The organism is Streptosporangium sp. NPDC002544 (assembly GCF_040295965.1).
In the GTDB taxonomy this organism is placed as follows: domain Bacteria; phylum Actinomycetota; class Actinomycetes; order Streptosporangiales; family Streptosporangiaceae; genus Streptosporangium.
In genome coordinates this window covers 25,514-49,765 of the sequence record NZ_JBEOWJ010000014.1, presented here as the reverse complement: position 1 = coordinate 49,765, position 24,252 = coordinate 25,514, and the positions used below count along the sequence as shown (strand labels likewise).

Here is a 24,252-nt window from a genome sequence, read left to right as displayed (position 1 = left end):
AGGTCTCGATAGACATAAATGCTTGCATATACATAAATTAGACATGTCAGCCGGACCCTTCGCAGCCACGAAGATCCCCGGCCCTCCTCCGAGGCACCCACCTCGGACCCCACCCCCAGGAGCCGAAAATGTTCTGGTTTCTCCTCGCCCTTGTCGCCGTCGCCGTCCTCGCCCCGCTGGTGGGCGCCGACACCCGTGACAGCCTCGACTGGCATCACCGGGAACCCTCCCCCGACGAGGGGGCGCTCAGCACGACCACCGGTCACGCGCGGGCGGCCGCGGCCCGCGAGCGGATGGCCGCGCACCGCCCGACCCCGGCGGCCGGCTGACCCTGCGCTTGGAAAGCCCCACCGGACGCGGCCCGTGCCGGACCGCGACCGATCCACCACGATCTCCCCGCACACCGTACGGCGGGGCCGGTCAGATGTCGCTGGAGAAGCGGATCGCGGACTCGGGGAGCACCACACCGGGCCAGACCCGGCTGCCCGCGAGCAGTTCGTTCCCGGGACCGACCACGGCGCCGTCGCCGACGACCACATCCCTCAGGACCGCTCCACAGTCGACACGCGCGCCGATGCCGATCACCGAGTCGACCACGACCGCGCCCGAGTGCACGATGCAGTCGTCTCCGAGCACGCTGCCACCGACCTGCGCCCCCGACTCCACGATCGCGCGGGCGCCGATCACGGAACCGCCGGAGACCTTGGCCTCGGGCGAGATCATGGCGCCGGGCAGGGCGAGGAAGTCACCGGTGGGACCTGGCAGCGCGGGCGAGACGAGCCGGCCGAGGACCAGGTCGCGGGAGCCCTGCACGAAGGCGGCGGGCGTGCCCACGTCGAGCCAGTAGGACGCGTCGGCGTAGCCGAGCACCAGAGCGCCGTCCTCGATCAGGCCGGGGAAGGTCTCGCGCTCGACCGAGACGACCTGCCCCTCCGGGATCGTGTCGATCACCGAGCGGGTGAAGACGTAACATCCGGCGTTGATCCGGTTGGTGACCGGGTTCGGGGTCTTCTCCAGGAAGGCGGTCACCCTCCCGTCGTCGTCGGTCGGCACGCAGCCGAAGCGCGAGGGGTCGTCCACCTCGGTCAGGTGCAGGGTGAGGGCGGCCCCCCGCGCGACATGCGTCGCGACCTGGTCGCCGATGTCGTGCCCGGACAGGATGTCGCCGTTCAGCACCAGCACCGGATCGTCGGGGCCGCAGGTCAGCGCCTTGGCGGCATTGCGGATGGCCCCGCCGGTGCCGAGCGGCTCCTCCTCCGTCATGTACTCGAGTTCGAGGCCGAACGCCTCGCCGTTCCCGAACGCCTCGGAGAACATCTCCGCCCGGTAGGAGGTGGCGAACACGATGCGTCGCACGCCGAAGGCCCTGGCGCGAGCGAGCTGGTGGGACAGGAAGGGAACTCCCGCCGTGGGCAGAAGGGGTTTCGGGGTGTCCAGCGTCAACGGACGCAGGCGCGTCCCTCGTCCACCGACAAGGAGAATCGCCTCTAGGTCCGGCAAAGGGGTCTCCATCATTCCGCGAGGTTAACTCACTACTCGGCCGCGCGCTGGTAAGAGAGCAGGTGTGCCTCGGCCGAGGCGTCCCAGGTGAACTCCTTGGCACGGGCGATACCCGCCGCGGACAGCACGTCCCTGCGCTCGGGCGAGGAGAGCAGCGTGCGCAGCGCCGCGGCGATGCTCTCGGCGTCCGGCTCGGTGTAGGCGACCGCGTCGCCCCCCACCTCCGGCAGCGAGGTGCGGTGCGTGGTGAGCACCGGTGCGCCGCAGGCCATGGCCTCCAGCACCGGCAGCCCGAAGCCCTCACCCCGCGAGGGAAAGGCCGCGATCACCGCCCCACCGAGGAAACCGCACAGGTCGGCGAAGGACAGGAAGCCGGGACGGAGCACCCGCACCGTCGAGGGGACCTGCTCCACCGCGGCGTCCACCTCGACGTCGCGGACGCCCCCGGCGAGCACCAGGGCGGGCGGGTGGGAGATGTCCTCGACGGCGCGCACGAAGCCGCGGATCAGGTTCGGCACGTTCTTGCGGGGCTCCAGCGGGCCGAGGAAGGCCACGTAGGGGGTGCCGTGCAGGCCGAGCCGGTCGGAGGCGTGCTTGACCTCGCGCTCGGACGGCGGATGGAACAGCGCCGGATCGACACCGTGGTAGGCGACGTCGATGCGGGTCGGGTCGGCCGAGAGCAACCTGATCAGCTCGTCCCTGGTCGCCTTGGAGGGCACGATCACCCGGGTGGCGTGCCGGACCGCCGTGCGGGTCGCCGCGCGGAAGAACGCCGCCTTGACCGCGTCGTGCTGCAGGGGCTCGGTGAAGCAGGTGAGATCGTGCACCGTCGCCACGGTCGGCAGGCCCGAGCTCAGCGGAATCGAGTAGTAGGGGGCGTGGATGACCTGGGCGGCGACCTGCCGGGCGAGGAAGGGCAGCCCCGTCTGCTCCCAGGTCAGGCGGGCGGCCCTGTTGGTGATCCCGTGAGGCCCCGGCACGATCCGCGCGGAGGGCGCCAGCCCGGCATATCGGGCGGCGTCGGCGCGCTGGCAGACGACCACGAGATCAGCGCCCGCCCTGTCCAGCGCGGCGACGAGTCCATCGACGTACCTGATCAGCGCACCGCGATCGGCCGGAACCGCGGCCGCGTCGACGAGCACTCTAGGCGTCAAGAAGGATCGCTCCCCTCATGATTCACGTGGGACGGCCGTCCCCTTCCTCCGTTCACTCTATTGCCAGAGTCTCCGAAATCATGGGGGAAATCACACGGCTTTTCCCGAAGCGTGGTCCTTATTGGAAGCCGTGGCGCGGCGCGCGGCCAGACCCGCGAAACCCGCGCAGACGAGATCGCCAAGAATGATCACGATCCGGGAGCAGAGCGCCGCCGCTATGGCCGACCCCCCGTCCAGGACAGGCGCCAGGACGGCCACCATGGCCACCTCCCGCACGCCCGCCCCCGCTGGGACGACGAACGTCATGATCCCCAGGCACCACGACAGGGCGAACGCGCCGATGGAGAACAGGACCGCGGAGAACCCGGAGGGTCCGAGGTCGTGCACGATCGCCGCCAGGTGCAGCCCGTACGCGATCCAGCCGCCCAGTGCCCAGCCCAGCGCGGTGAGCATGCCCCTGCGGGTGAGGGGACGCTCCAGCGGCTCGCGCCTCAGCTTGCGCAGCCCGAACCCGAGGACCGCGTTGACCACCCTCGGTTCGAAGGCCACCGCGAGCACGGGGATCAGCAGGAACGCCCAGGCGTACGGCGCGGCCGCCCCCGGCTGGGCCGCCAGCAGCGTCACCCCCGAGACCACCAGGCCGCTGCCGAGCTGCACCGGCAGCGTCAGGAAGAACGCCGCCGCACTGCGCGACCGGGGAACGCCCAGCTCCCGCCCCATCTCCATCTGAGCGATGACCGGCCAGAGCGAGCCGGGGATGTACTTGCCGAGCTGGCCCACGAAGAAGACCCTCGCCCCCGCGCGCAGCGGCAGCGGCGAGCCCAGGTCGGCCAGCAGCGCCCGCCATGTCATCATCCCGCCGCACAGCGCGGCGAGCACCGCCACCAGCGACGACACGAGCGACAGCACGGACAGCCGGGCGAACCCCGCGCGGATGTCGTCCCACTGGCTCAGCACCACCCAGGTGCCGAACCCGAGCGCGAGGAGCAGGAAGGCGACGCGGGCCAGCCGTCTCAGGGTGGACGCGCCGGACCGGACGGCTCCTTCGTCCTCGCTCACCGCAGGCTCACAGGGGCCGTACCGGCTCGGGGGGCTGCGGCAGCGTCCGCCCGGCCGGGCGGCGCTCACCCCTGGTCGCCACCCACAGGTAGGTGGGCACCACGGGCAGCAGGGCTCGCAGCACCGGGCGGGGCAGCCGCGACAGCACGCCACCGGCCACCCGCCCCGCCACACCGCCGAAGAGCTCGTCGCCCGCGAACGCCGCCGGGGTGGCGAGCACGGGGAAGGTGTAGTCCCACACCCGCAGGCCGCGCACCATCTTGCGCAGGCCGCGCCGGGTGCGATAGCGCTCGTAGTAGCTGTCGGCCCGGCCGAAGAGCCGCACGTAGCGGTCGGCCGCCGCGGGCGGCAGGTACGACAGGAACGGCAGCTTGTAGTGCGGCTCCATCACGCCGAGCCGGTTGCCCAGCCCGAGATAGAGGACACCGTCCGCGGAGAGCACCCGGCGCATCTCGGCCATGATCGCGTCCGGGTCGACCACATGCTCGTAGATGTGGTTGAAGACCAGTACGTCGATCGAACCGTCGGGGAAGGGCAGCGCGGTGCCGTCGGCGCAGACGAACTCGACCCGCTCGCCGAACCGCTGGGCCGCCTTGCGCAGGCCCGGCACGTCGATGTCGACGCCGAACGTCCGGCTCGCGCCCGCCGCGGCCAGCTCGTCGGCGATGAACCCCGCCGAGCAGCCGATGTCGGCGACGGTCAGACCGGCGAGGACGTCCTCTTCCCTGCCGAGAAAGTGCCCGAGCACCGCGACGATCTTCGCGGCCTTCCTGCGGCGCTTCTCCTCGTCCAGCATCGCCGCCTGGAACTCGGAGTACTCAAGCTGCGCGACCCGCTCGGCGCTCATCACTCGCTCACCGCTCCTCTTCTCCCCTTCGCGTGATGCCGGTTCGTGTGATGCCGGGACTTCCCCTCCGGATGGCACCGGACCGCGCACGACGCCCGCGGGCGCTCCACCACGCCGCCCAAGAGTACCGGTGACCGGTGACCCTACCGCCGAGTAAGGAGAGCGTCGTACCCTTGGCGGATGCTCAGCCGACTGCGGTCAAGCCGCCTGCTCCGGGTGCTGCTCGCGCTGGTCGCGGTGGGCTTCCTCGGCTACGGCCTGGCCAGGAACCGCGACGAGACCGTGGCCGCGATCTCGCAGCTCTCCTGGTGGTCGCTCGCCGGGTCCTACCTGTCGGTGATGGCCGGGATCGGGCTCATGGTGCTGGCCTGGCGGGCGCTGCTGGCCGGAATGGGCTCCCCGCTGCCCCTCGGGATCACCGCGAGGATCTTCTTCATCGGCCAGCTCGGCAAGTACGTGCCGGGCAGCGTCTGGGCGTACGCCGCGATGATCGAGCTCGGCCGTGACCACCGCGTCCCGCCCCGGCGCATGTTCGGCTCCATCACCCTGTCGGTGCTGGTCTCCCTCGGCTGCGCCCTCGTCGTGGCGGCGGTGACCCTGCGCGAGACCATGACCCAGGCGTGGTACCTGCTGGCGCTGATCCCCGTCATCGCCGTCTGCCTGCACCCCGGAGTGCTCACCTTCGGCCTCAACCTGGCCATGCGGATCGCCCGCCAGGAACCGCTCGGACAGGGCCGGCTGCTCAGCGGCCGTGCCGTGCTCACCGCGGTGGCCCTCACCGTGGCCGGCTGGCTGACCTACGGCCCCCACCTGCTGCTCCCCATGGCGGACCTGGGCGCCTCCGGCGATTCCCTGTACCTGGTGGCGACCGGCGCGTACGCGCTGGCCTGGGCGACGGGCATCCTCACCGTGGTCGTCCCCGCCGGGATCGGCGTCCGCGAGGGGGCGATGGTGCTCGCCCTGGCTCCGGTGCTCGACTCCCCCAGGGCGCTGGTGGCCGCGGTGGTGTCCAGGGTGATGTTCACCCTCGCCGACGTGAGCTGGGCCGGGATCGGCTTCCTGTGGGGCAGGGCCCTTGGCCCCGCCGGGGAGCCCGGCCGGCAGGCAGGCCCCGAGCCCGTGGCGACACGGGAGGGCACCGCCTGAGACCCGGCCCGGCTCAGCGCGAGACCAGTGCCTCGAGGTAGGCGGTCCAGTACGGCTCGGGGTCGACCGCCTTGACCCCGGCGCGGAGCCGCTCGGGCTCGCCGGGGCGGTAGAACGCGGCCAGCGCGGCGCGTAGCTCCTCCACCGAACCCGGCTCGACCAGCAGCCCGTCCACCCCGTCGGTGACGTGGTCGCCGAGCGTGCCCGCCCGGCTGGCGATCACCGGCACCCCGTGCTCGTGGCCGAACCACACCTGCTGGCTGGCCGTCCCGCTCCGGTAGGGCAGCACCAGCGCGTCCACGTCCGCGAACAGCTCGGGCACGTCCGCCGCCGGCACGTAGCCCGGTCGCAGCTCCACCCGTCCGGTCAGCCCGAGCTCGGCGACCAGCGCCCTCGTCGCCTCCTCCTGGCCACCCCAGAACTCCCCGGCCACCCGCAGCGACACCCCCTCGGGCAGCGCCCGGACGAGCAGGTCAAGCCCCTTGTACGGCCGGACGAGGCCGAAGAACAGCAGCCGGTCGTGCACGCCCTCCGCCGGGCCGCGCCCCGCGTTTCCCGATGGCAGATGCGGGGCCATCTCGGCCACCCGCACGGGCGCGGCGGTCAGCTCGCGGGCCTGCGCGGCCTGCCGCTCGGAGTGCACGAGCACCGCGTCCACCCTGCGCAGCAGCGCCTTCATCAGCGGTGTGTCGTACGGCTTGCGCTCGTGTGGCAGGACGTTGTGGCAGAGCGCCACGACCCGGGTCCTGCGCCCCAGGCCGGAGAGGACGCCCAGGTAGGGCGGGACCTGCACCGGGCTGAGGACGGCGAGGACGACCAGGTCGACGCTCCGCAGCCGTCGTCCGGCGCGGACCCAGCCGTCCGGTCGGCGCCAGTCGAGGTCGCGCCGGACGTGCGGGAACGGCTCGCCGTCGGGGACGTCGACGGTCTGCTGTCCCGGATACAGGAAGGAGGGGTACTGCGCCCGCCACGACTCGATCACCACGTCGTGCCCGGCTGCTCTCAGCCGGTGGGCCAGCTCCGTGGTGTGCGCGGCGCCGCCGCCCTTGTAGGGGTACGTCGGCCCGACGACGGCGATCCGCATCTACTCGCTCCTGGAACGCACGATGAGGTCGGCCAGCAGCGCCAGCGAGCCGATGAGCAGGCCGGAGATGAAGATCACAATGGTGTTGCTGGTCAGGTAGAACCCGTAGCGGACGATGTCGACGACGCCCTTGACCAGGCCGATGCCGACCAGCCAGAGCGCGGGCGGCATGAGGACCTTGAGCGGGTTGAAGTACATGACCATCCGCAGCACCTGCAGGATGTAGCGGTAGGCGTCGGAGACGAAGCTGAACTTCGACTTGCCGGCCCGCTTGCTGTAGCCGATCGGCAGGTAGTAGACGTCGTGCTGGTTCGACAGGAACGACAGCGTGATCGTGGTGACGCAGGAGAAGCCGGGCGGCAGCAGCCGCAGGTAGGGCTTGGCGACCGACTTGCGGAACGCCCGCAGCCCGCTGTTGAGGTCGGGGATCTTCTGCCCGGCCAGCCGCTCGGCCACCTTGCGGATGAACCACTTGGCCGGGACCCGGAGGAACTTGTGGGAGCCCTCCTCGCTGGTCCGCGCCCCCACGACCTGGTCGATCGTCGCGTCCTTCTCCAGGATCTGGACGAGCTCGGGGATGCGCTCGTTCGGGTAGGTCATGTCGGCGTCGGTCCACACGACGATCTCGCCGCGCGCCTCCTGGGTGCCGATCCTGCGCACCGTGCCGGAGCCGCCGTTGCGGTGGAAGGCCCTGATCCGCATGTTCGGAAACCTCGGCGCGGCCTCTTCGAGCCTGGCCAGGGTCTCGTCCGTGGAGAAGTCGTCGACCGCCACGAGCTCGTAGGTGTATCCGCTGTGGTCCATCGCCTCGCAGATGCGCTCGACCTCGGCGATGACGTGGTCCTGCTCGTTGTAACAGGGCAGGACGATGGTCACGTACGGTGTTGCGTCCACAGCTGATCCACTCTCAGGCTCTCGGGCATGCTCTCCGACGGGCGAGGATACTCTGCCCAGCCACGAGCCGAACGCACATCACGTTCTCAGGACAGCTCCCCGGAGCATTCCTGGGTGATTCCCAGCCAGGAACAGCCTTCGTCCACGCGCCTGATGGGTCCGACGCCCGCCATCCCCTCGACCGCGTCGATGACCGCAGGCACACCGGCCGGATCCGCGACCTTGACGTGGTAGCTCTCGGGAAGAGGAGCGTCGCTGGACTTCTGCCCCCACCTGTACGCGAACACCCGGCGGGCGTGGGCGACGTCCTCGAAGTAGACACTCTCGCTCTCCCGCAGGGCGACGAGCCTGGCCCCGACGGCCTTCCGCTCCCGCGCCGTGGCCGGTCCCCGCCCCTTACAGGCGAAGATCGTCCCCTTTCGCCCGCACAACGAGATGGTGACGTCAGCCCTGCCCTGCCAGAAGAACTCTCCGAAGGTCAGGACGTTGGAGACGCCCGGCACCTTGCCCATGGCGGATCCGAACAGCGCCAGGTCGCGCCATCGGTGCAGCCTGCCCCTGAACGATTCCGGCATGTCCTCCAGCTGGATGGCGGAGAGCAGAACCTTGTTGTCGGCGTTCTGTTCCCTGAAGTTCGCGTACGCCTCCTCCCGGGACTCGAACTCCACCTCCGCCACCTCGGGCATCGCCCGCAGCCTCGCCTCAAGCGCGCGTCTCTGCTTCGCCGTGATCGCCCGCCTGCGGCACTGCTTGAAGGGGTCCTGATCCTGGCACAGGAAGATGGAGAACGTACCGCCCTCGGGCCAGTCGTCCGGCGGTGGGGACACCTTTCGATGATCGCTTTTCTCAGGTTCTCGGATCCTCACGAGGAACCGTCATCCAGACGTCGGCGGCCAGGGACCAGGTGCCGTTGGGGGGGTCGACGAGGGAGCGCTCGTCCTGGCGGGTGCGGAGGTTCATGATGTGGACGGGGGTGCCGTACCCGGAGACCTGGCGGGCCTCGGCGGCCAGCAGGACCGGGACGCGACCGGCCGCGCGGATCCGGCTGACCAGCCGTCTGACGTCGCTCGTCCGAGGAACGTTGGTGCGGTAGAGAGTGACCCGGGCGGCGGGCAGGCCGCAGCTGCTCCGGACGAGCTGGGTGAAGCGGGCGGCGGTGACGCGCTCGACGACGAGCACCGAGGCGCGCGCGGGCAGGGCCGCGCACAGCGCCTCGACCGCGGCGCGCTCGCCGCGCTCGATCGGGTCGAAGGCGGTCCCCGCCGAGACGAACGCCACGGGGACGAGGAGGAGGACCGCGCCGACGGTGGCGAGACCCCTTCGGACAGGCGGGCGGTACCCGAACCCGCGCACCCGGTCCCGCACCCAGCCGAGGCCCCAGACGGCCAGCAGGATCAGGCCGGGGATGACGACGGGGACCAGCCGCCGGGCGGCCCACGGCTGGTCGGGAGTGATCCCGGGGCGGTAGAGCGTGGTGACCGTGGTCCAGGCGATGACGGCCAGTGGCAGCAGCCACTCCGGAGCCGTCCCCCGCACCAGCCTGCGCGCGAGCAGCGCCGCGGCGAGGGTGGCCAGGAGCACCGCGGGAAGCCCGACGTACCAGATCACCCAGTACGCCGAGTTCTCGTAGTAGAGCCGGGAGCCGTCGATCGGCAGGCCGTTGACCCGCTGGACCCCGACGATGAAGTCGGCGGTCAGCCGGTCCTCGGTGGTGGCGGGTGGCCGGATCACGGTCTGCAACCAGGGCCGGGCCGCGAAGGCCGCCCCGACCAGCACGACCAGGCCGCCGGCGATCTCGGGCAGCCTCGGCATCCGGGCGGCACGCCGCAGCGGCGCCGCGAGCCGGGGAGCGAGCGCCGCCATCGCGACGGTGAGCACCACGACCACGCCGCAGATGGCCAGCAGCGGGATGAGCGAGCCCGACAGGTATTTCAGGTAGGGGCGGGAGAGCAGATAGGCGGCGGCGAAGCCCAGCCCGGCCCCCACCGCCAGCCCGCCGAGCAGCGGCACGCCCAGCCGTCCTCCGTCACGGTTCCCGGCCCGGCGGACGGCGATGAGCAGCCCGGCGTAGGCGAGCACGGGAAGCACGTCGCGCAGCCCGTCGATCCTGACCATGACGGCCAGCCCGAACACCAGCCCCGCCAGGGCGGCCCCGGTCCGCGCGGAGCGGATCGCCGCCGGGCCGGTGTCTGAGGGATCGGGCGGCCGATGGCCGGCACCGGAGGCGCCGGAACCGCCCGGGGGCTCGGGTGGCGGGGAGGCGGTGACACCGGAGCGGAGCCTGGCCTCGGCGTCGTACAGCAGGGCGAGGCCGCCGAAGAGCAGGATCAGGGACGGGATCTCGCTGAAGGTGGTCCGCGAGGTGTAGAGGATCGGCAGGCTGACGGCGAAGACCAGGGCGGCGAGAGGCGCCCAGCGGGCCCCGACGAGCCGGGCGACGACCCCGGCGAGCACCAGCACCGCCGCCGCCCCCAGCACCGGCGGCACCAGCAGCAGCCCGGCGACGTCACCGAGCCAGGCGCCCACCGCGTGGAGCATCGGCGCCCCCGGCATGAACTGCGGCACGACCGCGCCGTCGAAGCCGTAGAAGCCCACGCTGTCGAAGTGGAGCGCCGGGTCGAGGCCGCCGAAGGCCTGCTCCTGGAAGGGCACGGGCAGCGAGCCGTGCCTGGCCAGCCAGATGCCGTACTGCGCGTAGGTGGCGGGGTCGCGTCGGACGATCAGCTGCTCGCTGCGGAACAGGCCGTTGAAGACTCCCGAGGCCAGTGCGACCGCGATCACCCCGGTGACCTGCCACGCTGTCGCCGGGATGGTCTCCGGCAGGCGTCGCAGACCGTACCGGCAGAGCAGCGCGGCGGCCAGCAGGCCCAGCGGGACCGCGGCGAGCGGCCGGAACCAGCCGAGCAGCAGCAGCGGCAGCCCGGCCAGCAGCCAGCCCGCCAGGACGAGCGCGGGCACGACCGAGACCACGGCGAGCACCTTGCCCGCCGAGGGGCCCGCCGAGGGCCTGCGCGTACGATCCAGCCAGCCGGTGGTCATGACACGACCCGAGCGTACTGGCAACCGAGACCCGTGCCGGGCACGGGCACGCGGGACGGCGGTGCCGTGCCGCCCGGCGTCCCACCTGGCGCGGAAGCCGGTAGCGTACGCGCAGCGCGTCAGAAGGGGGAAGAGTGGTCGGGTGGGCGGGGCTGCGGCATCACCGGTCCCTGGGGACGGTGACCATGCGTGTCGGCCGGATTCGGCGACCCGCGATCTCGCGCGGCGGCCCCGGCGGGGCCGCGACCGGAACCCGGCCGGGATTCGTGACCACCGCATGAGCGACGGCGGCTCCCCCGCCCCTCGCGGGTTCCCGAAACGTCACCGGCTCCCCGGCCGGCGGCGGTTCCCAGACCGCCGCCGGTTCTCCGAGCACCGCTGGTTCCTGCTCGTGCTGGGCGTGGGGGCCGCGCTGCGGGTGATCGCCATGCTCGGCTACCGGCCCGCGCTCTGGTTCCCCGACTCCTACACCTACGTCGTCACCGCGTTGAAGCCCCGGCCCGACCTGGTCCGCCCGGCCGGATACCCGATGTTCCTGCGACTGCTCGAACCGTTCCACGACTTCGCCTTCGTCGCGCTGGCCCAGCACCTGCTGGGGCTGGGGGCCGGCGTGCTGGTCTACCTCACCGCGCGGCGGCTGGGAGCGCCCACCTGGGCCGCGACGCTCGCGTCCGCCCCCTCCCTGCTGGACGCCTATCAGATCGAGCTGGAACATCTGCTGGTCTCCGACACCCTGTTCACGGTCCTGGTCCTCTCCGCGGTCTGCCTGGCCGTGCGCCGATCCGTCGGATGGCGTACCGCGTGCGGGATCGGGCTGCTGCTCGCGGCGGCCACACTGACCAGAACCGTCGGGCTGCCGCTGGTCGCGCTCTTCGCGGGCTGGCTGATCTTCAAGCAGCGGGGCCGGGTGGCCGCGGCGGGGGTGATGATCGCCGCCGCCACGGTGCCGATCCTCGGGTACGGGGCCTGGTTCTACGCGACGTACCAGCGGATCGGCATCGTGGGCGCGAACGGGGTCTTCCTCTACGCCAAGACGATGACCTTCGCCGACTGCGACGTGATGCGCCCGCCACCGGACCTGGCGGTGCTCTGCGACCCCCGCCCGCCCGCCCTGCGCCCGCCCGCGCAGGAGTACGTCTGGGCGCAGGACTCACCGCTGGTCAAGCTGCCCGGCATCACCTTCAGCCGCGGGAACGACGCGCTGGCCGGACGGTTCGCGTCGCTGGCGATCCGGAGCCAGCCGCTGGACTACCTGGGCTCGGTCGCCTCGGAGCTGGCCCGCTCGTTCACGGTGGACCGCCCGGTCTACCCGGATCAGGAGATCTACGACTACTACCTGTTCCCCGCGACGCCGCCCGCGCCGCCCGGACGCTACCCGGCGACCGTGGGCGCCCAGGCCGCGGAGCGCTACCAGCGTGGTCCGATCACCACCCGGATCGTCGAACCGTACGCGGGCTGGATCCGTGCCTACCAGGGAGTCGCCGGACTGCCCGGCGCGGCGGTGCTGGTGATCCTGCTGCTGCCGCCCGCGGCGGCGTGCGTCCGGCGGTTCCGCCCGGACACCACGGCGTGGGTGCTGCCCTGGTCGGTGGCGGTGGTGCTGCTCGCGATGCCGCCCGCGGTGGCGGAGTTCGACTACCGGTACGTCCTGCCGGCCGTACCCGCCGCCTGCCTCGCGGCGGCACTGGCCGTGCGTAAACCTAATTTCAGTAACATTCCACTAAATGTCCGCATTTGAGTATGCTGGCCGCCGGATCATCACGGCGCTGGCAGGGGGCGGTCTTGGCCAAGTTCGCATCATCACGTCTCCTGGCGCGCCCCTCGTGATCTACTCTCTGGGCGCGATGAGCGAGCTGCGCGAGAACCGGACGATGCCGCCAAGCAGGGGAATCGGATGAGCGACCACCGGCAGGCTTCCGTGAGAGACCAGCGGACGGCACCCGCCTCCCACGGCCGCAGAGGGGCCCGGCGCGCGGGCGGGGAGGGCCCTCCCCCTGAGCATCCTCCGGCGGCCCCTCCACCACAGCCGAAGGAGGGTCCGCCGAAGGGCAGGGGCCGCAAGCAGAGGCGGCTCGGCATCGGCGCCTGGTCCGGCATCGCGGCGACCGGCCTGCTGGTACTCAGCACCCTGGGCGGCTACAAGGTCTACCGGGACACGCTCGGCGAGGTCGAGACGCTCAGCCTCACCGGCAAGCTGGGCAACAACCGGCCGGCCGCTGTCAAAGGCGCGCTCAACGTGCTGATCGTGGGCTCCGACACCCGCGAGGGCGACAACCTGAAGTACGGCCAGAAGATGGCCCACGACGGCAAGCGCACCGACACGATCATCCTCATGCACATCGCGCCCGACCGCGACAAGGCGACGTTCGTCAGCTTCCCCCGCGACTCGGTGGTCGCCATGCCCGCCTGTACGTCGGAAACAGGCGCGCCGGTGGCGGCCCGCACCGAAATGATCAATGCCGCCTACAACGAGGGCGGCATCACCTGCACGATCTCCACCATCGAGTCGCTCACCGACATCCGGATCGACCACTTCGTCGAGGTCGACTTCACCGGTTTCAAGAACATCGTGAACGCCCTCGGCGGTGTCCGGATCTGCCTGACCAAGCCGGTCGACGACAAGAAGTCCAAGCTCACCCTCCCAGCCGGCTGGCACCTGCTGGCGGGCGAGAAGGCGCTGGGCTACGTCCGGCTGCGCAACTACGGCGACGGCAGCGACATCGGCCGGATCAAGCGCCAGCAGGTCTTCCTCAGCCAGGTGGTGAAGAAGGCCACCAGCAGCGAGCTGCTGACCGACCCCTTCAAACTGCGGAACTTCATCAAGGTCGCCGCCCAGTCCGTCCGGATGGACGAGGACCTCGCGAAGGACAGTGGCACCCTGCTGGAGATCGGGCAGAGCGCCCAGAAGCTGACCGCGAGCGGCGTCAAGCTGATCACCGTCCCGTGGGGCCCGCACCCGGACGACAAGAACCGGGTCGCCTGGGTGCAGCCGTACGCGAACCAGCTCTTCGCCGCGATCAAGAACGACACCGAGGTCACCCCGCCCCCCGACACCAAGGTCAAGACCGTCAACCGCGAGCAGGTCAGGCTCCAGGTGTTCAACGGCACGGACACCCCGGGCCGGGCCAAGCAGGTGGCCGACGAGCTGGCGGAGCAGGGGTTCGTGATCACCCACGTCGGCAACGCCCGCCCGGCGACCGGCAACGTGTCCACCACCACGGTGCGCTACGCCAAGAAGGACACCGAGGACGGCCCCGCCTACGGCGACGCGGTGGCCGCCAGGCTCTCCGGCGACAAGCGCACCCCGGCCGCGGGCAAGGTCAAGCCGGTCACCACCGAAAAGTACACGCCGCCCACGGCCCCCAAACCCACCCCCGACGCCAAGGCCCCGACCGGACCGGTCATCCAGCTGATCATCGGCGCCGACTGGCCGGGGGTCCGGGTCCTTCCCAAGATCCCGGACGCCCTCACGGACAAGGTCGTCGACAGCAAGACCAACCCCTGCACCTGACATCCTCGCCCGGCACGCGGCCGGGCGAGGATGTCCGGACGGAGCACCGTGCCCGGACGCCACGGCCGGCTCTCGTGACCGGGCATCGTGGCCGGGCATCGTGGCCGGGCCGAGCGGCGAGGCCACGGCGTCCGGACGACCGGGGGTCACGGCGCAGCCCGGCGAACCGGACATCCAACACCGGGCAACGGAGCGCCACCGCCCGGGAAAACGGCGAGCACCCGCCGTTCCCGGATTTTGGACAGTCACGATTACCCGAGAACCTCCCTAATCAGAGTGCGCGTGTGCGACAGCGGGCTCACAGTCGGTTTAGGGTGGTCGGGGCGGTGAGGCGAACGATCACCCGGCCCGCCCCGGGTGCCCCCGCCAGTCTGCCCGACTACTCCCCGGTCTCCGACAGATAGCTGAGCCTTCCCCTCGTGAGCGACATCCGATCCTTCCAGGTGCCGGCCCCCCAGGACGACGGCGGTTCCGACGGCGGACAGGGCCGGAAGCCCGCCCCGTGGCCGACGCCCGGCCAGGCGCAGCCGCCCGGCGGGCACCAGCCCACGTGGCCGGAGCCGCCGGGCGGTGGCCCGGCCGCCGGCCGTCCGTCCCGGCACGAAACCCGGAACGCCCGGGAGGAGGAGAGCCCCGGCGAGGTCACCGAGTGGGGCGGTTACCCGGCATATCGGGAGCCCTACCCCGGCGACCCGCTCGACCTGTCCAAGCCCCTGGAGCCCGAACCGGTGCCCCAGGAGTCCACCTGGGCCCGCGAGACGCCCCAGCCGTGGACCCAGGACGGCCCGTCCTGGACGCAGGAGAGCACCACCTGGGCTCAGGAGAGCACCGGGTGGGCCCAGGAGAGCGCGGTGTGGGCCCAGGAGCCGTCCTGGGTGCGGGAAGCCTCCTCCCCACAGGGCGCCCCCCAGGTGCCCCTCCCCCGGCCTGACTGGGCCCCGCCGCCCGTGTCGCAGCCGCAGACGGGCACGCACCCCTACGTCGCCCCCCAACCCCAGGCACCCGGCCAGGTGCCCGGCGCGGGATCGCCTCAGGCTCCCGGGCAGCCCGCGAGTCCCGGGATGTTCCCGGGCGCCGGGCACCCGCAGACCGCCACGCCCCCCCGGCAGGCGCCGCCCGCGGGCAGCGAGCGCCCCTTCTCCTACTGGGAGAACAACCACCGGGAGAGCGAATCCTCGTTCTGGAACCAGGGCCCGCAGGCCGAGCAGGAGCTGCGGGCGGAGCGGGAGCGCGAGTCGCAGGTCGAGGAGGAGCCCGCGGCTCCCCCTGCCAAGAAGAAGCGCGAGCCGTATCTCGACAATGTGAAGTTCGTCCTGATCGCCCTGGTGGTGATGGGCCACTCGCTGGTTCCCACCCTGAAGGCGGACTCGGCGAGCGCGGCGTACCTGTTCATCTACATGTTCCACATGCCGGCGTTCGTGCTGATCAGCGGCTACCTGGGCCGCAACTTCTGGCACTCCAACGCGAAGATCAACAAGCTGGTCGACACACTGCTGATCCCGTACGTGGTCGTGGAGATCGGCTACGCGCTGCTCCGCTACGGGCTTGGCCAGAAGTGGACGCTGACGATAATTGATCCGGCCTGGCTGAACTGGTATCTGGTGGCCCTGGTCCTCTGGCGGATCTCCACACCCATCTGGACCCGGATGCGGCAACCGCTGCTGGTCGCGGTGGTCATCTACATGGCGGCGGGCTTCTCCGAGATCTCCGGTGACTTCAGCATCGACCGCTTCTTCGGCCTGCTGCCGTTCTACGTGCTCGGCCTGCTGCTCAAGCCCGAGCACTTCGACCTGCTCAAGCCCACCTGGGTCAAGATCACCTCCGCGGTCGTCCTGGTCGGGGCCGCCGGGGTGGCGATCCTCATCGCGCCGCACGTCCCGCGCGCCCCGATCTACTTCCGCTACAGCTTCAAGGCCATGGACATGTCCTGGTGGATGGGCTTCGGCGTGCGCGCCGCCGTGCTGGTCGCGGCGCTGATCATGACGGCCGCGGTGCTCGCGCTGGTACCCCGCCGCGAGACCTGGTTCTCCGACCTCGGCACCCGCACCCTGTACGCCTACCTGCTCCACGGCGTCGTGGTGGTCATCGCCAAGGACCAGGGCTGGCTGAGCTTCCCCTGGCTGTACGGCCCGCTGGGCGTGGCGGCGATCGCGTCGAGTTCGCTGGCCCTGGCCATCGTGCTCTGCCTGCCGGAGACCCGCAAACTCTTCAAGTGGCTGCTCGAACCCAGGCTGGTATGGCTCTACCGGCGACCGTCCTCGGCCCCCGCCGCCAAGGCCACGCCCACCACCGAGGCCGCGCCCGCCGCCAAGGAGAGTTCAGCGGCAGTTCCCCGGTAATTAACTCAACACATCCGGTGCTGACGGAACAGCCACCCAGCATCGGCATATGCGGGTATGCGTCGCGACAATCGTTCATCATCCAGAAGACGCCCGGATCGCGCATCGGCAGATCCGGGCGCTTCTCGACGCCGGGCACGACATCACCTACGTCGCCCCCTTCACCGACTGCAACGTCACTCCGGATCCGCGGATCCGGGCGATCGACGTGCCCCGGGCGATCGGCAACCGCCGCAGGCGCGCGCTGAAGGCCGCCAGGGGAGCTCTCAGCCGCGGGGTCGAGGGCGCCGACCTGCTGATCGTGTACGACCCGGAGCTGCTCTCCCGCCTGCCCAGGCGCCGCCCCACCACCGTCTGGGACGTACGCGGTGAGGCCGGTGCCACACCCGGGCACCGGGCCCTGCCCTCGCTGGTACGCCGGATCGAGGCCCGAGCGGAACACCGGCTGCGCCTGATCCTGGCCGACGACTCCTACCGGGACCGCTTCTCCCTGCCCCACCCGGTCGTCCCCAACACCGCCTGCGTACCCGAGAACCCGCCCGCGCGGCCCGGCCGCGACCGGGTGGTCCACATCGGTCACCTCTCCGAGGCCGGAGGCGTGGCCGAGCTGATCGAGACGGCCAGGCGGCTGCTCCCCCACGGGATCAGGCTCGACCTGATCGGCGCCGCCGACGCCGAGGTCAGGCCGCTGCTCCGGGACGCGCAGCGGGAGGGCCTGCTCGACTGGTACGGCTATGTGCCCAACCGGCACGCGCTGCGGATGGCCGAGGGGGCGATCGCCGGGCTGTCGCTCCCGCACGACGCGCCCGGCCACCGGCCCGTACCGGCCAAGATCATCGACTACATGTCCCGGGGCGTCCCCGTGGTCACCACGCCGCTGCCCACCGTCGCCGCCCTGGTCGAGCGGACCGGCTGCGGGGTCGTCGTCCCCTTCGGCGACGTCGGGGCGGCGGTGCGCGCGGTGCTGACGCTGCGGGACGATCCCACCGGGGCCGCGGAGATGGGCGGGCGCGGCCACGCCGAGGCCCTGGCCCACCACAACTGGCCGGACCACGCGGGCGCGTTCGTCGGGCGGTTGGAGGAATGGGCGGGCAGACCGGTGACGTCCGGCCTGGAGATTGGTCTACTGGAGGCATGGCACGCCATCTGATTCAGGGGCGCGAGATCGCCATGCCGGTCCGCGTCCGAGACGCCATGGTCTGCAGCGCCTCCTACCTGGTCCGGGCGGACGCCGCACGGGCCGTGATCGCCTATTCCCACCTCGACGTCGCCGAGGTGCTGCCCCGCAAGGCCCTGTGCACGCTGATGTTCGCCGACTACCGCGACGGCGACCTGGGCCTCTACCACGAGTTCGGCATCGCCTTCCTGGCCAGGCCCCCCGGCGCGGACCACGCCCCCGGCGGCGGGCTGCGCGCGAACCTGTCCGAGCTACGCAGGACCGGCGCCGGGGCGTTCGTCCACTGGCTCCCGGTCGACCAGGGCTTCACCCTGGAGGCGGGCCGCACGATCTGGGGTTTTCCCAAGGAACTGGCCGACATCGACCTGCGCACGTCCTCCCCCTACAAGCGGTGCATCCTGCGTAAGGACGGCCGCCTGGTGCTGGACCTGCTGATCAAACCCGGCGTCCCGGTGCCGGGCACCGGCATGATGACCGCCCTCGACGCCTACAGCCACTCAGATGGCGTCACCCGCCGCATCCCGTGGTCGATGTCCCCCCGCGGCATCCGCGCCCGCCTCGGCGGCGCCCTGATCCGCCTGGGCAACCACCCGATCGCCAAGGAACTGAGCGAACTCGGCCTGCCCAGACGAGCCCTGGCCACGACCACGGTCTCCCACATGGCCATGACCTTCAACGAGGCCAAGGAGCCCTAGCGGGGTCCGGCCGGTCACCGCGATCGCGGCGGCCTGCCGCGACCACGAGAGCCCGTGGTTCGACTAGCGCACCCATGACGGAGGCCGGAGCGGGCGCCTGGCGGAGCCGTACCGCCTTTGGCCACCGGTCACCGAATGTGCCCCAGGCCGCTATCGCCGACCTGGGACAGAGCCTCCCTGGTCAGCATCAACGCCCGACGAACGGGCAGGTGGCGTTCACACCCGTCTGCGGGGTGGGACCGGGACGCGGTCGAGGTCGTGGGCGACGACGACGTCGCCACGGAACGCGGCGGCCGCCTGGTCGGCGAAGCGGTGCTCGTCCTCGGCGCGGTACCGCTCGGAGAAATGGGTGAGGACCAGCCGCCGGACGCCGGCCTCGGAGGCGACCTTGGCGGCCTGGCCGGCGGTGAGATGGCCGTAGTCACGGGCCAGCGCGGCGTCCTCGTCCAGGAAGGTCGACTCGATGACCAGCAGATCCGCCCCGTCGGCCAACTCGAAGACCGCGTCGCAGAGGCGGGTGTCCATGATGAAGGCGAACCGTTGCCCGGGACGATGCACGCTGCACTCGCCCAGGGTCACCACCGTGCCGTCCGGAGCGGTGACCTGGCCGTCCTCCCGTAGCCGACGTATGGCGAGACCGTGCACGCCTCGGGCGGCGAGTTCGTCAGGCAGCATGGTGATGCCGTCGGGCTCGACCAGGCGATAGCCGTACGCCTCCACCGGATGGTCGAGCCGGCGGGCCGTCAGGGTGAACGGCGCGTCGGCGGTGTCGAGTTCCACCACGGAGCCGCCGAGCGGCTGTTCACGGATCCGGATGGTGTCGTGGAAGATCGTCGCATGCCGCAGCCGCTCCCAGTAGAGCGCACCGCTGGCGGGGAAGGCCGCGTTCGCCTCGGCCACCCCGTCACGTGACATCCGCTGGACGATTCCCGGCACTCCGAGGCAGTGGTCGCCGTGGAAGTGGGTCAGGCAGATCCAGTTGACGTCGTGCACGCTGAACCCGGCGTGAATCATCTGCCGCTGCGTCCCCTCCCCCGGGTCGAACAGCAGGCCGTGCCCGTCCCAGTGCAGCAGGTAGCCGTTGTGATTACGGGTACGGGTGGGAACCGCACTGGCGGAACCGAGCACAACAATCTCACGTGCGGACATACGTCAATGATCACTTAACCGGGGGCGGCGAGCGACCGGATAACGACCGGGTGAACGGCTCCGGCCCGTTCGGCGGGTCGCCTGGCACGGCGGCCCCGGTACGGAGTCAGCCGTCGAGTTCCAGCAGGGGCAGCTCGGCTCTGGTCGGGAGGCCCTGCCAGTCGCTGGGTCCGGACGAGGCGAAGGCGGCGAGCAGGAACCCGCGGCGCAGCCGGTCGGTCGGGTGCAGTCCCTCCAGCGCCGCGCTGAGATAGCCCGAGACGAAGGCGTCCCCCGAGCCGTTGGGATCGACCACCGGCGCGGAGATGCCGGCGGCGTCGTGGCGGACGCCGTCGACCCGGACGCTCGCCCCCCGGGCGCCGCGTATCACGATGACCTCGCGGTCTCCGGTGAGCGCGGGCTTGACCAGGTCGAGCTCGCTCTGCCGGACGAACAGCACGTCCGCCGAGCAGGCCAGCACGCTGAGGATCTCCTCGGCCTCCCGCAGGTCGGGCCAGAGCTGGTCGTGGTAGTCGATCGCCACCGAGACGGGGACCCTCGCGGTCCGCGCGGCCCGTACCGCGGCGTGCATGGCGTCGCGCGCGCTCAGCGCGGCGGTGATCCCGCTGACGTGCAGGACGCGCGAGGCCGCGACCCGGTCGACGGGAACGTTCCCCTGGGCGAGCCTGGCGCCCGTGCGGTAGTAGGTGACCCTGGCGGCCTGACCGAGCCTCGACTCCTTCAGCAGCATCCCGGTCGGCGATCCCTCGTCCACCCGGACGTCGGAGACGTCCACCCCCTCGCCGCGCAGCACGGTGAGGATCCTGGACCCCAGCTCGTCACCGCCGACCTTGCCCAGCCAGCTCACCCGGTGGCCGAGCCGGGACAGCCCGATCGCGACGTTGAACTCGGCACCGGCGACGTCCAGCCTGGCCTCGTGCTCATGGCGGATCCGGCCGCTGGTGACCACGCCGAAGGCCTCGCCGAGAGTGTAGACGTCCATGCCGGAGCGGGACTCAGACGATCGGTGGGCGGCCGAGGCGCAGCATGCGCCAGGCGGTCTTCCAGCCCATCGGGCGACGCTCCCCCGCGGGTTCTCTGAGCCCCTCGCCGAAGCCCTTGAACCAGGCGCGCAGGGCGGGCCCCGAGCGCTCGCGGACCAGGGTCAGCACGCTCCAGTTGAGCAGGTAGAGCGTCGCGAGCACCCAGGGAAGGTTGCGGCGGGCCAGCCAGACCCGGTTGCGGGCGTTGAGCCGGTAGAAGTCCGTGTGCCTGGTCGGGGGGACCTGCGGGTGGTACATGACCGTCTTGGCGTCGTACTCGATGCGGTAGCCCTCACCGAGGAGCCGCCAGGCCAGGTCGGTCTCCTCATGGGCGTAGAAGAAGCGCTCGGGAAGCCCGCCGACCTGGAGGAACGCCGACCGGCGGATGGCGCACGCGCCGCCCAGGAAGGTGGTGACCGGGGAGGACCGCTCAGGGTCGCCCGCCCGCAGGCGGGGAACGTGGCGGCGCTGGCCGATGCCGCCGTCGGGGTCCTTCACCCGGAAGGAGACGACCGCGAGGTCGTGCTCGGTGGAGAAGCGCTCCCGCAGGTGGGAGACGAGCCCCTGGTCGGCGTACCAGCCGTCGTCGTCGAGGAAGAGGACGACGTCGCCCGTGCACTCCTCGACGCCACGGTTGCGGCCCGCGGGAATGCCCGCGTTGTGGCTCAGCCGCACGCTTCTGATCGAGGCCGAGGACCCCTCGGGCACGGTGGCCGACAGCTCGGGAACATCGGTGCCGTTGCCGACGATGACCACCTCGACGTCGCCGTCGACCTGGTTCAGCGCGGATTCGACCGCCCGGTCCAGCTCTGGGATCCGGTTACCCATGGTGAGGATGACGCACGAGATCTTCAACGGGTCATCGCCTTGACGCGTCGAAAGCACGTACGGAGCATACGTTCATGATCACCGAGTCTGCTGGATCGGGCAATTCTGGCAGGGTCAATGCTTCCTTGGTTACCGGGAAACAAGCGTATCGGAACCGTCGGCGAACACCTGCCAAACAGTAAGGTGTTCGCACCTACGACGCGCCCGGACGCCATCCGGTTCCTCATGAAAGCCGCCTGGACGCCAGAATGCTGATCAGATGCAGGATCATCTGCAGCACCGCGACGACCACGCAGGCCACCACGAGCACCCTCGTCGCGGCCAGCCCTCCGTTGATCGCGTCCCAGATCGCCGCGACCACGACGAGGAGGGACAGCTCGACCGCCTGCACGATCCGGTGGAACCTCAGCGCCGCCGCGGCCTTACGCGCCAGGCCCAGCCCGCGCGACTGGAAGTGCTCGGCCGAGGCCTCACTCGCCGCGACCAGCCCGGAGCGGGCGCGGGCCACGTCGACCAGGTCGGTCTCCGCCTTGATCAGGATGGCGCCGAGCGCGGCGGCGAAGCCCGTCACGGTGTACCAGTCGGGCAGGATCTCCGACGCCCGGAACCCCAGCCCGATGAGCAGGGCGGCCTCGGCGAAGTAGTGGCCGACCCGGTCAAGGTAGACGCCGGTGATGGAGGTGCGCCGGGTCCAGCGGGCCAACTCGCCGTCGGAGCAGTCGAGCAGCAGGTAGAGCTGGACCAGCAGTGCCGCCAGCACCGCCGCCCAGAGGCCGGGCAGCGCGAGCACCACTCCGGCCAGCAACCCGGTGAGGATCATCAGCCAGGTGGTCTGGTTGGGCGTGATCGGCGTCTTGGCGAGGAACCAGGTGACGTAGATCGACAGTTTGCGCATGTAGAGCACGCCGGCCCAGTGCTCGCCGCTGTTGCGTTCCATGGTCGAGTGCGGCTGGGCCACCGCACGGAGCTCAGCGACCGACGGCCCGGACATAATCCTCCACCCGATCACGAATCTCCGGCTCCGACAGGCGCAGGTGCTCAAGGATCGTGTAGCGACCGGGGCGGGTGGCCGGCGCCAGCATGACCGCCTCGGTGAACTGGGCCGCGGACAGCCCCACGTCGGTGGGGCTGACCGGCAGCTCATGCCCGCGCAGGCAGTCGACGACCTGGTTGAGCCTCCGTGAGTCCTCGCGGAGGAAGAAGCAGAACGCGGCACCTATCCCGGCGAGCTCGCCGTGGTTGGAGGTGCCGGGAAAAAGCTGATCCACGGCATGCAGGATCTCATGGTCTCCGCCACTCGAAGGACGGGAAGACCCGGCGACCACCATCGACATCCCCGACAGGATGAGCGCCTCGGCCAGCACGGTCAGGAACGCGTCGGCCTCGATCGAGTCGGCCCTGCCGATCACCGCCTCCGCCGCGGTGCGGGCCATCGCGCAGGCCAGGCCGTCGATCGGCTCGCCGCGCTCGCTCGTGCCGAGCTGCCAGTCCTCGATCGCCGAGAGGTTGCTGACCACGTCGCCGACCCCGGAACGGACCAGCGAGGCGGGCGCGTCGTGGACGAAATCGAGATCCACCATGATGGCCAGCGGCATGGGCACGCCGAAGGAGCCCTTGCCGCCGTCGTGCGTCAGCGAGGCCACCGGCGAGCAGATCCCGTCGTGCGACAGGTTGGTGGCCACCGCCACCATCGGGATCCCGGCCAGCGACGCGGCGTACTTGGTCACGTCGATGGTCTTGCCGCCGCCGATGCCCACGACCGCCTCGTACGCGCCCTTGCGCAGCTCGGCGCCGAGCGAGACCGCCTCGTCCACCGATCCGTCCGAGACCCGGAAGAACCTGGCCTCGTCGAGCGAGGGAGCGATCACCGAGGTGATCCTGTCTCCCTGGCCCGGCCCCACCGCCACCGCCACCCGCCCGGAGGTCGCCACCCGGCTGTCCGCCAGCAACGATCCGAGCTGGGCGATCGCGCCCCGCCGCACCTCCATGGACAAGGGCGCCGGGAGCATCCTGGCTAGTATCGGCACGCGATCTCCCGCGCCTTGGCGAGGTCGTCGTGGTTGTCTACCTCGACCCACGGGACGTCGCCGATCGGGGCGACCGCGATCTTCTCGCCGCGGGCCACGAGCTCCTGGTAACCGTCCTCGTAGTAGAGCTGCGGGTCGCGCTCGAAGGTGGCCTGCAGGGCGTCGGCGAGGCGCTCACCGATGCCGGGACGGATGAGCGTGGCGCCGATGTACTCACCGGCGGCCTCGGCCGGATCCATCAGCTTGGTGATCAGCCGCAGGTGACGGCCACCGTCGAGGGTGACCTTCATCTCCTCGTCGGCGAGCTTCTTGACGTCGTCGACCGCGAGCAGGATGTCGGTGGTCGCGGGCGCGGAGAGCAGCGTCTCCTCCACCGAGACGGGGTGCACCGTGTCACCGTTGACCAGGAGCACGCCCTGGTCGAAGTAGTCGCGCGCGCACCACAGGGAGTAGGCGTTGTTCCACTCCTCGGCCTTGTCGTTGTGCACGAGGGTGAGCTTCACGCCGTGCCGCCGCTCCAGCTCGGCCTTGCGCTCGTGTACGGCCTGCGCCTGGTAACCGACGATGACCACGACATCGCGGAGATCGGCCGCCGCGAGGTTACGCAGCGAGATGTCCATGATCGTGGTGTCGCCGTCGACCGGCACGAGCGCCTTGGGCAGCGTGTCCGTGTACGGCCGCAGACGCCGTCCGGCCCCGGCGGCCAGCACCATTCCCAGCAACGCGCACTCCTCATTCGGGTGAGAGCCTCCCGGCGGGCACTCCTAGGCCCCAAAGGTTA

The 24,252-nt window shown here is 71.1% G+C and carries 21 protein-coding genes; 7 read left to right on the top strand and 14 right to left on the bottom strand.

Annotation, left to right across the window (positions count from 1 at the left end; translation table 11 throughout):
- The first annotated feature begins 128 nt into the window (after positions 1-128).
- Complete coding sequence (locus tag ABT061_RS22065) at positions 129-329, top strand: hypothetical protein (RefSeq protein ID WP_350920761.1); 201 nt, start codon at positions 129-131, stop codon at positions 327-329.
- Positions 330-420: 91 nt separating this feature from the next.
- On the opposite strand, the gene manB is transcribed toward ABT061_RS22065, so the two are convergent.
- The 4 genes from manB to ABT061_RS22045 form a co-directional block, all read right to left on the bottom strand.
- Positions 421-1,515 (bottom strand): mannose-1-phosphate guanylyltransferase, encoded by a 1,095-nt coding sequence (manB, locus tag ABT061_RS22060; RefSeq protein WP_350920758.1) that lies wholly within the window; start codon positions 1,513-1,515, stop codon positions 421-423.
- Between the two features lie 17 nt (positions 1,516-1,532).
- Positions 1,533-2,654, bottom strand: coding sequence for a glycosyltransferase family 4 protein (locus ABT061_RS22055; RefSeq protein ID WP_350920755.1), 1,122 nt, complete (start codon positions 2,652-2,654; stop codon positions 1,533-1,535).
- Positions 2,655-2,744: 90 nt separating this feature from the next.
- The gene (locus ABT061_RS22050; protein ID WP_350920752.1) at positions 2,745-3,713 is read right to left on the bottom strand and encodes a lysylphosphatidylglycerol synthase domain-containing protein; all 969 of its coding nucleotides are present in this window, start codon (positions 3,711-3,713) and stop codon (positions 2,745-2,747) included.
- A 7-nt stretch (positions 3,714-3,720) separates the two neighbouring features.
- Positions 3,721-4,560 carry a class I SAM-dependent methyltransferase gene (locus tag ABT061_RS22045; protein ID WP_350920749.1) on the bottom strand — a complete coding sequence of 280 codons (840 nt, stop codon included), beginning with the start codon at positions 4,558-4,560 and terminating at the stop codon, positions 3,721-3,723.
- 180 nt (positions 4,561-4,740) lie between these two features.
- On the opposite strand from ABT061_RS22045, the gene ABT061_RS22040 reads away from it, so the two are divergent.
- Positions 4,741-5,706 carry a lysylphosphatidylglycerol synthase domain-containing protein gene (locus ABT061_RS22040; RefSeq protein WP_350920746.1) on the top strand — a complete coding sequence of 322 codons (966 nt, stop codon included), beginning with the start codon at positions 4,741-4,743 and terminating at the stop codon, positions 5,704-5,706.
- A gap of 13 nt (positions 5,707-5,719) precedes the next feature.
- Here the strand turns inward: ABT061_RS22040 and ABT061_RS22035 are convergent, their stop codons facing one another.
- From ABT061_RS22035 to ABT061_RS22020, 4 genes are all read right to left on the bottom strand, one after another.
- Positions 5,720-6,790: a glycosyltransferase family 4 protein gene (locus ABT061_RS22035; protein WP_350920743.1), complete on the bottom strand. Its 1,071-nt coding sequence runs from the start codon at positions 6,788-6,790 to the stop codon at positions 5,720-5,722.
- Entirely contained in the window at positions 6,791-7,684 is an 894-nt protein-coding gene (locus tag ABT061_RS22030) for a glycosyltransferase family 2 protein (RefSeq protein ID WP_350920740.1), read from the bottom strand.
- Between the two features lie 86 nt (positions 7,685-7,770).
- Entirely contained in the window at positions 7,771-8,511 is a 741-nt protein-coding gene (locus ABT061_RS22025) for a permease-like cell division protein FtsX (RefSeq protein WP_350920737.1), read from the bottom strand.
- 19 nt (positions 8,512-8,530) lie between these two features.
- A complete protein-coding gene (locus tag ABT061_RS22020; RefSeq protein ID WP_350920734.1) occupies positions 8,531-10,723 on the bottom strand; it encodes a hypothetical protein in 2,193 nt (730 codons plus the stop codon).
- A 277-nt stretch (positions 10,724-11,000) separates the two neighbouring features.
- On the opposite strand from ABT061_RS22020, the gene ABT061_RS22015 reads away from it, so the two are divergent.
- The 5 genes from ABT061_RS22015 (at position 11,001) to ABT061_RS21995 (ending at position 18,445) form a co-directional block, all read left to right on the top strand.
- The gene (locus ABT061_RS22015; protein WP_350920731.1) at positions 11,001-12,461 is read left to right on the top strand and encodes a glycosyltransferase family protein; all 1,461 of its coding nucleotides are present in this window, start codon (positions 11,001-11,003) and stop codon (positions 12,459-12,461) included.
- A 180-nt stretch (positions 12,462-12,641) separates the two neighbouring features.
- Positions 12,642-14,234 carry an LCP family protein gene (locus tag ABT061_RS22010; RefSeq protein ID WP_350920728.1) on the top strand — a complete coding sequence of 531 codons (1,593 nt, stop codon included), beginning with the start codon at positions 12,642-12,644 and terminating at the stop codon, positions 14,232-14,234.
- Positions 14,235-14,653: 419 nt separating this feature from the next.
- Positions 14,654-16,573, top strand: a complete 1,920-nt coding sequence (locus ABT061_RS22005) for an acyltransferase family protein (RefSeq protein ID WP_350920725.1) — start codon at positions 14,654-14,656, stop codon at positions 16,571-16,573.
- Between the two features lie 49 nt (positions 16,574-16,622).
- The gene (locus ABT061_RS22000) at positions 16,623-17,723 is read left to right on the top strand and encodes a glycosyltransferase (RefSeq protein WP_350920722.1); all 1,101 of its coding nucleotides are present in this window, start codon (positions 16,623-16,625) and stop codon (positions 17,721-17,723) included.
- Positions 17,708-18,445, top strand: a complete 738-nt coding sequence (locus tag ABT061_RS21995) for an acetoacetate decarboxylase family protein (protein WP_350920719.1) — start codon at positions 17,708-17,710, stop codon at positions 18,443-18,445. Before ABT061_RS22000 ends, ABT061_RS21995 begins: the two co-directional genes overlap by 16 nt.
- Before the next feature lie 216 nt (positions 18,446-18,661).
- Here ABT061_RS21995 and ABT061_RS21990 read toward each other — a convergent pair whose 3' ends face one another.
- The 6 genes from ABT061_RS21990 to ABT061_RS21965 all read right to left on the bottom strand — a co-directional run bounded on the left by ABT061_RS21990 (position 18,662) and on the right by ABT061_RS21965 (position 24,193).
- Complete coding sequence (locus ABT061_RS21990; protein ID WP_350920716.1) at positions 18,662-19,594, bottom strand: ribonuclease Z; 933 nt, start codon at positions 19,592-19,594, stop codon at positions 18,662-18,664.
- A gap of 106 nt (positions 19,595-19,700) precedes the next feature.
- Positions 19,701-20,576, bottom strand: coding sequence for a sugar kinase (locus ABT061_RS21985; RefSeq protein ID WP_350920713.1), 876 nt, complete (start codon positions 20,574-20,576; stop codon positions 19,701-19,703).
- A gap of 13 nt (positions 20,577-20,589) precedes the next feature.
- Positions 20,590-21,471 carry a glycosyltransferase family 2 protein gene (locus ABT061_RS21980; RefSeq protein ID WP_350921116.1) on the bottom strand — a complete coding sequence of 294 codons (882 nt, stop codon included), beginning with the start codon at positions 21,469-21,471 and terminating at the stop codon, positions 20,590-20,592.
- A 196-nt stretch (positions 21,472-21,667) separates the two neighbouring features.
- On the bottom strand, positions 21,668-22,435 hold the full coding sequence (locus tag ABT061_RS21975) for a CDP-alcohol phosphatidyltransferase family protein (RefSeq protein ID WP_030907483.1): 768 nt from the start codon (positions 22,433-22,435) through the stop codon (positions 21,668-21,670).
- On the bottom strand, positions 22,413-23,453 hold the full coding sequence (locus ABT061_RS21970) for an iron-containing alcohol dehydrogenase family protein (protein WP_350921113.1): 1,041 nt from the start codon (positions 23,451-23,453) through the stop codon (positions 22,413-22,415). The genes ABT061_RS21975 and ABT061_RS21970 overlap by 23 nt, the downstream gene beginning before the upstream one ends.
- 5 nt (positions 23,454-23,458) lie before the next feature.
- The gene (locus tag ABT061_RS21965; protein WP_030907488.1) at positions 23,459-24,193 is read right to left on the bottom strand and encodes a phosphocholine cytidylyltransferase family protein; all 735 of its coding nucleotides are present in this window, start codon (positions 24,191-24,193) and stop codon (positions 23,459-23,461) included.
- Between the last annotated feature and the right edge of the window lie 59 nt (positions 24,194-24,252).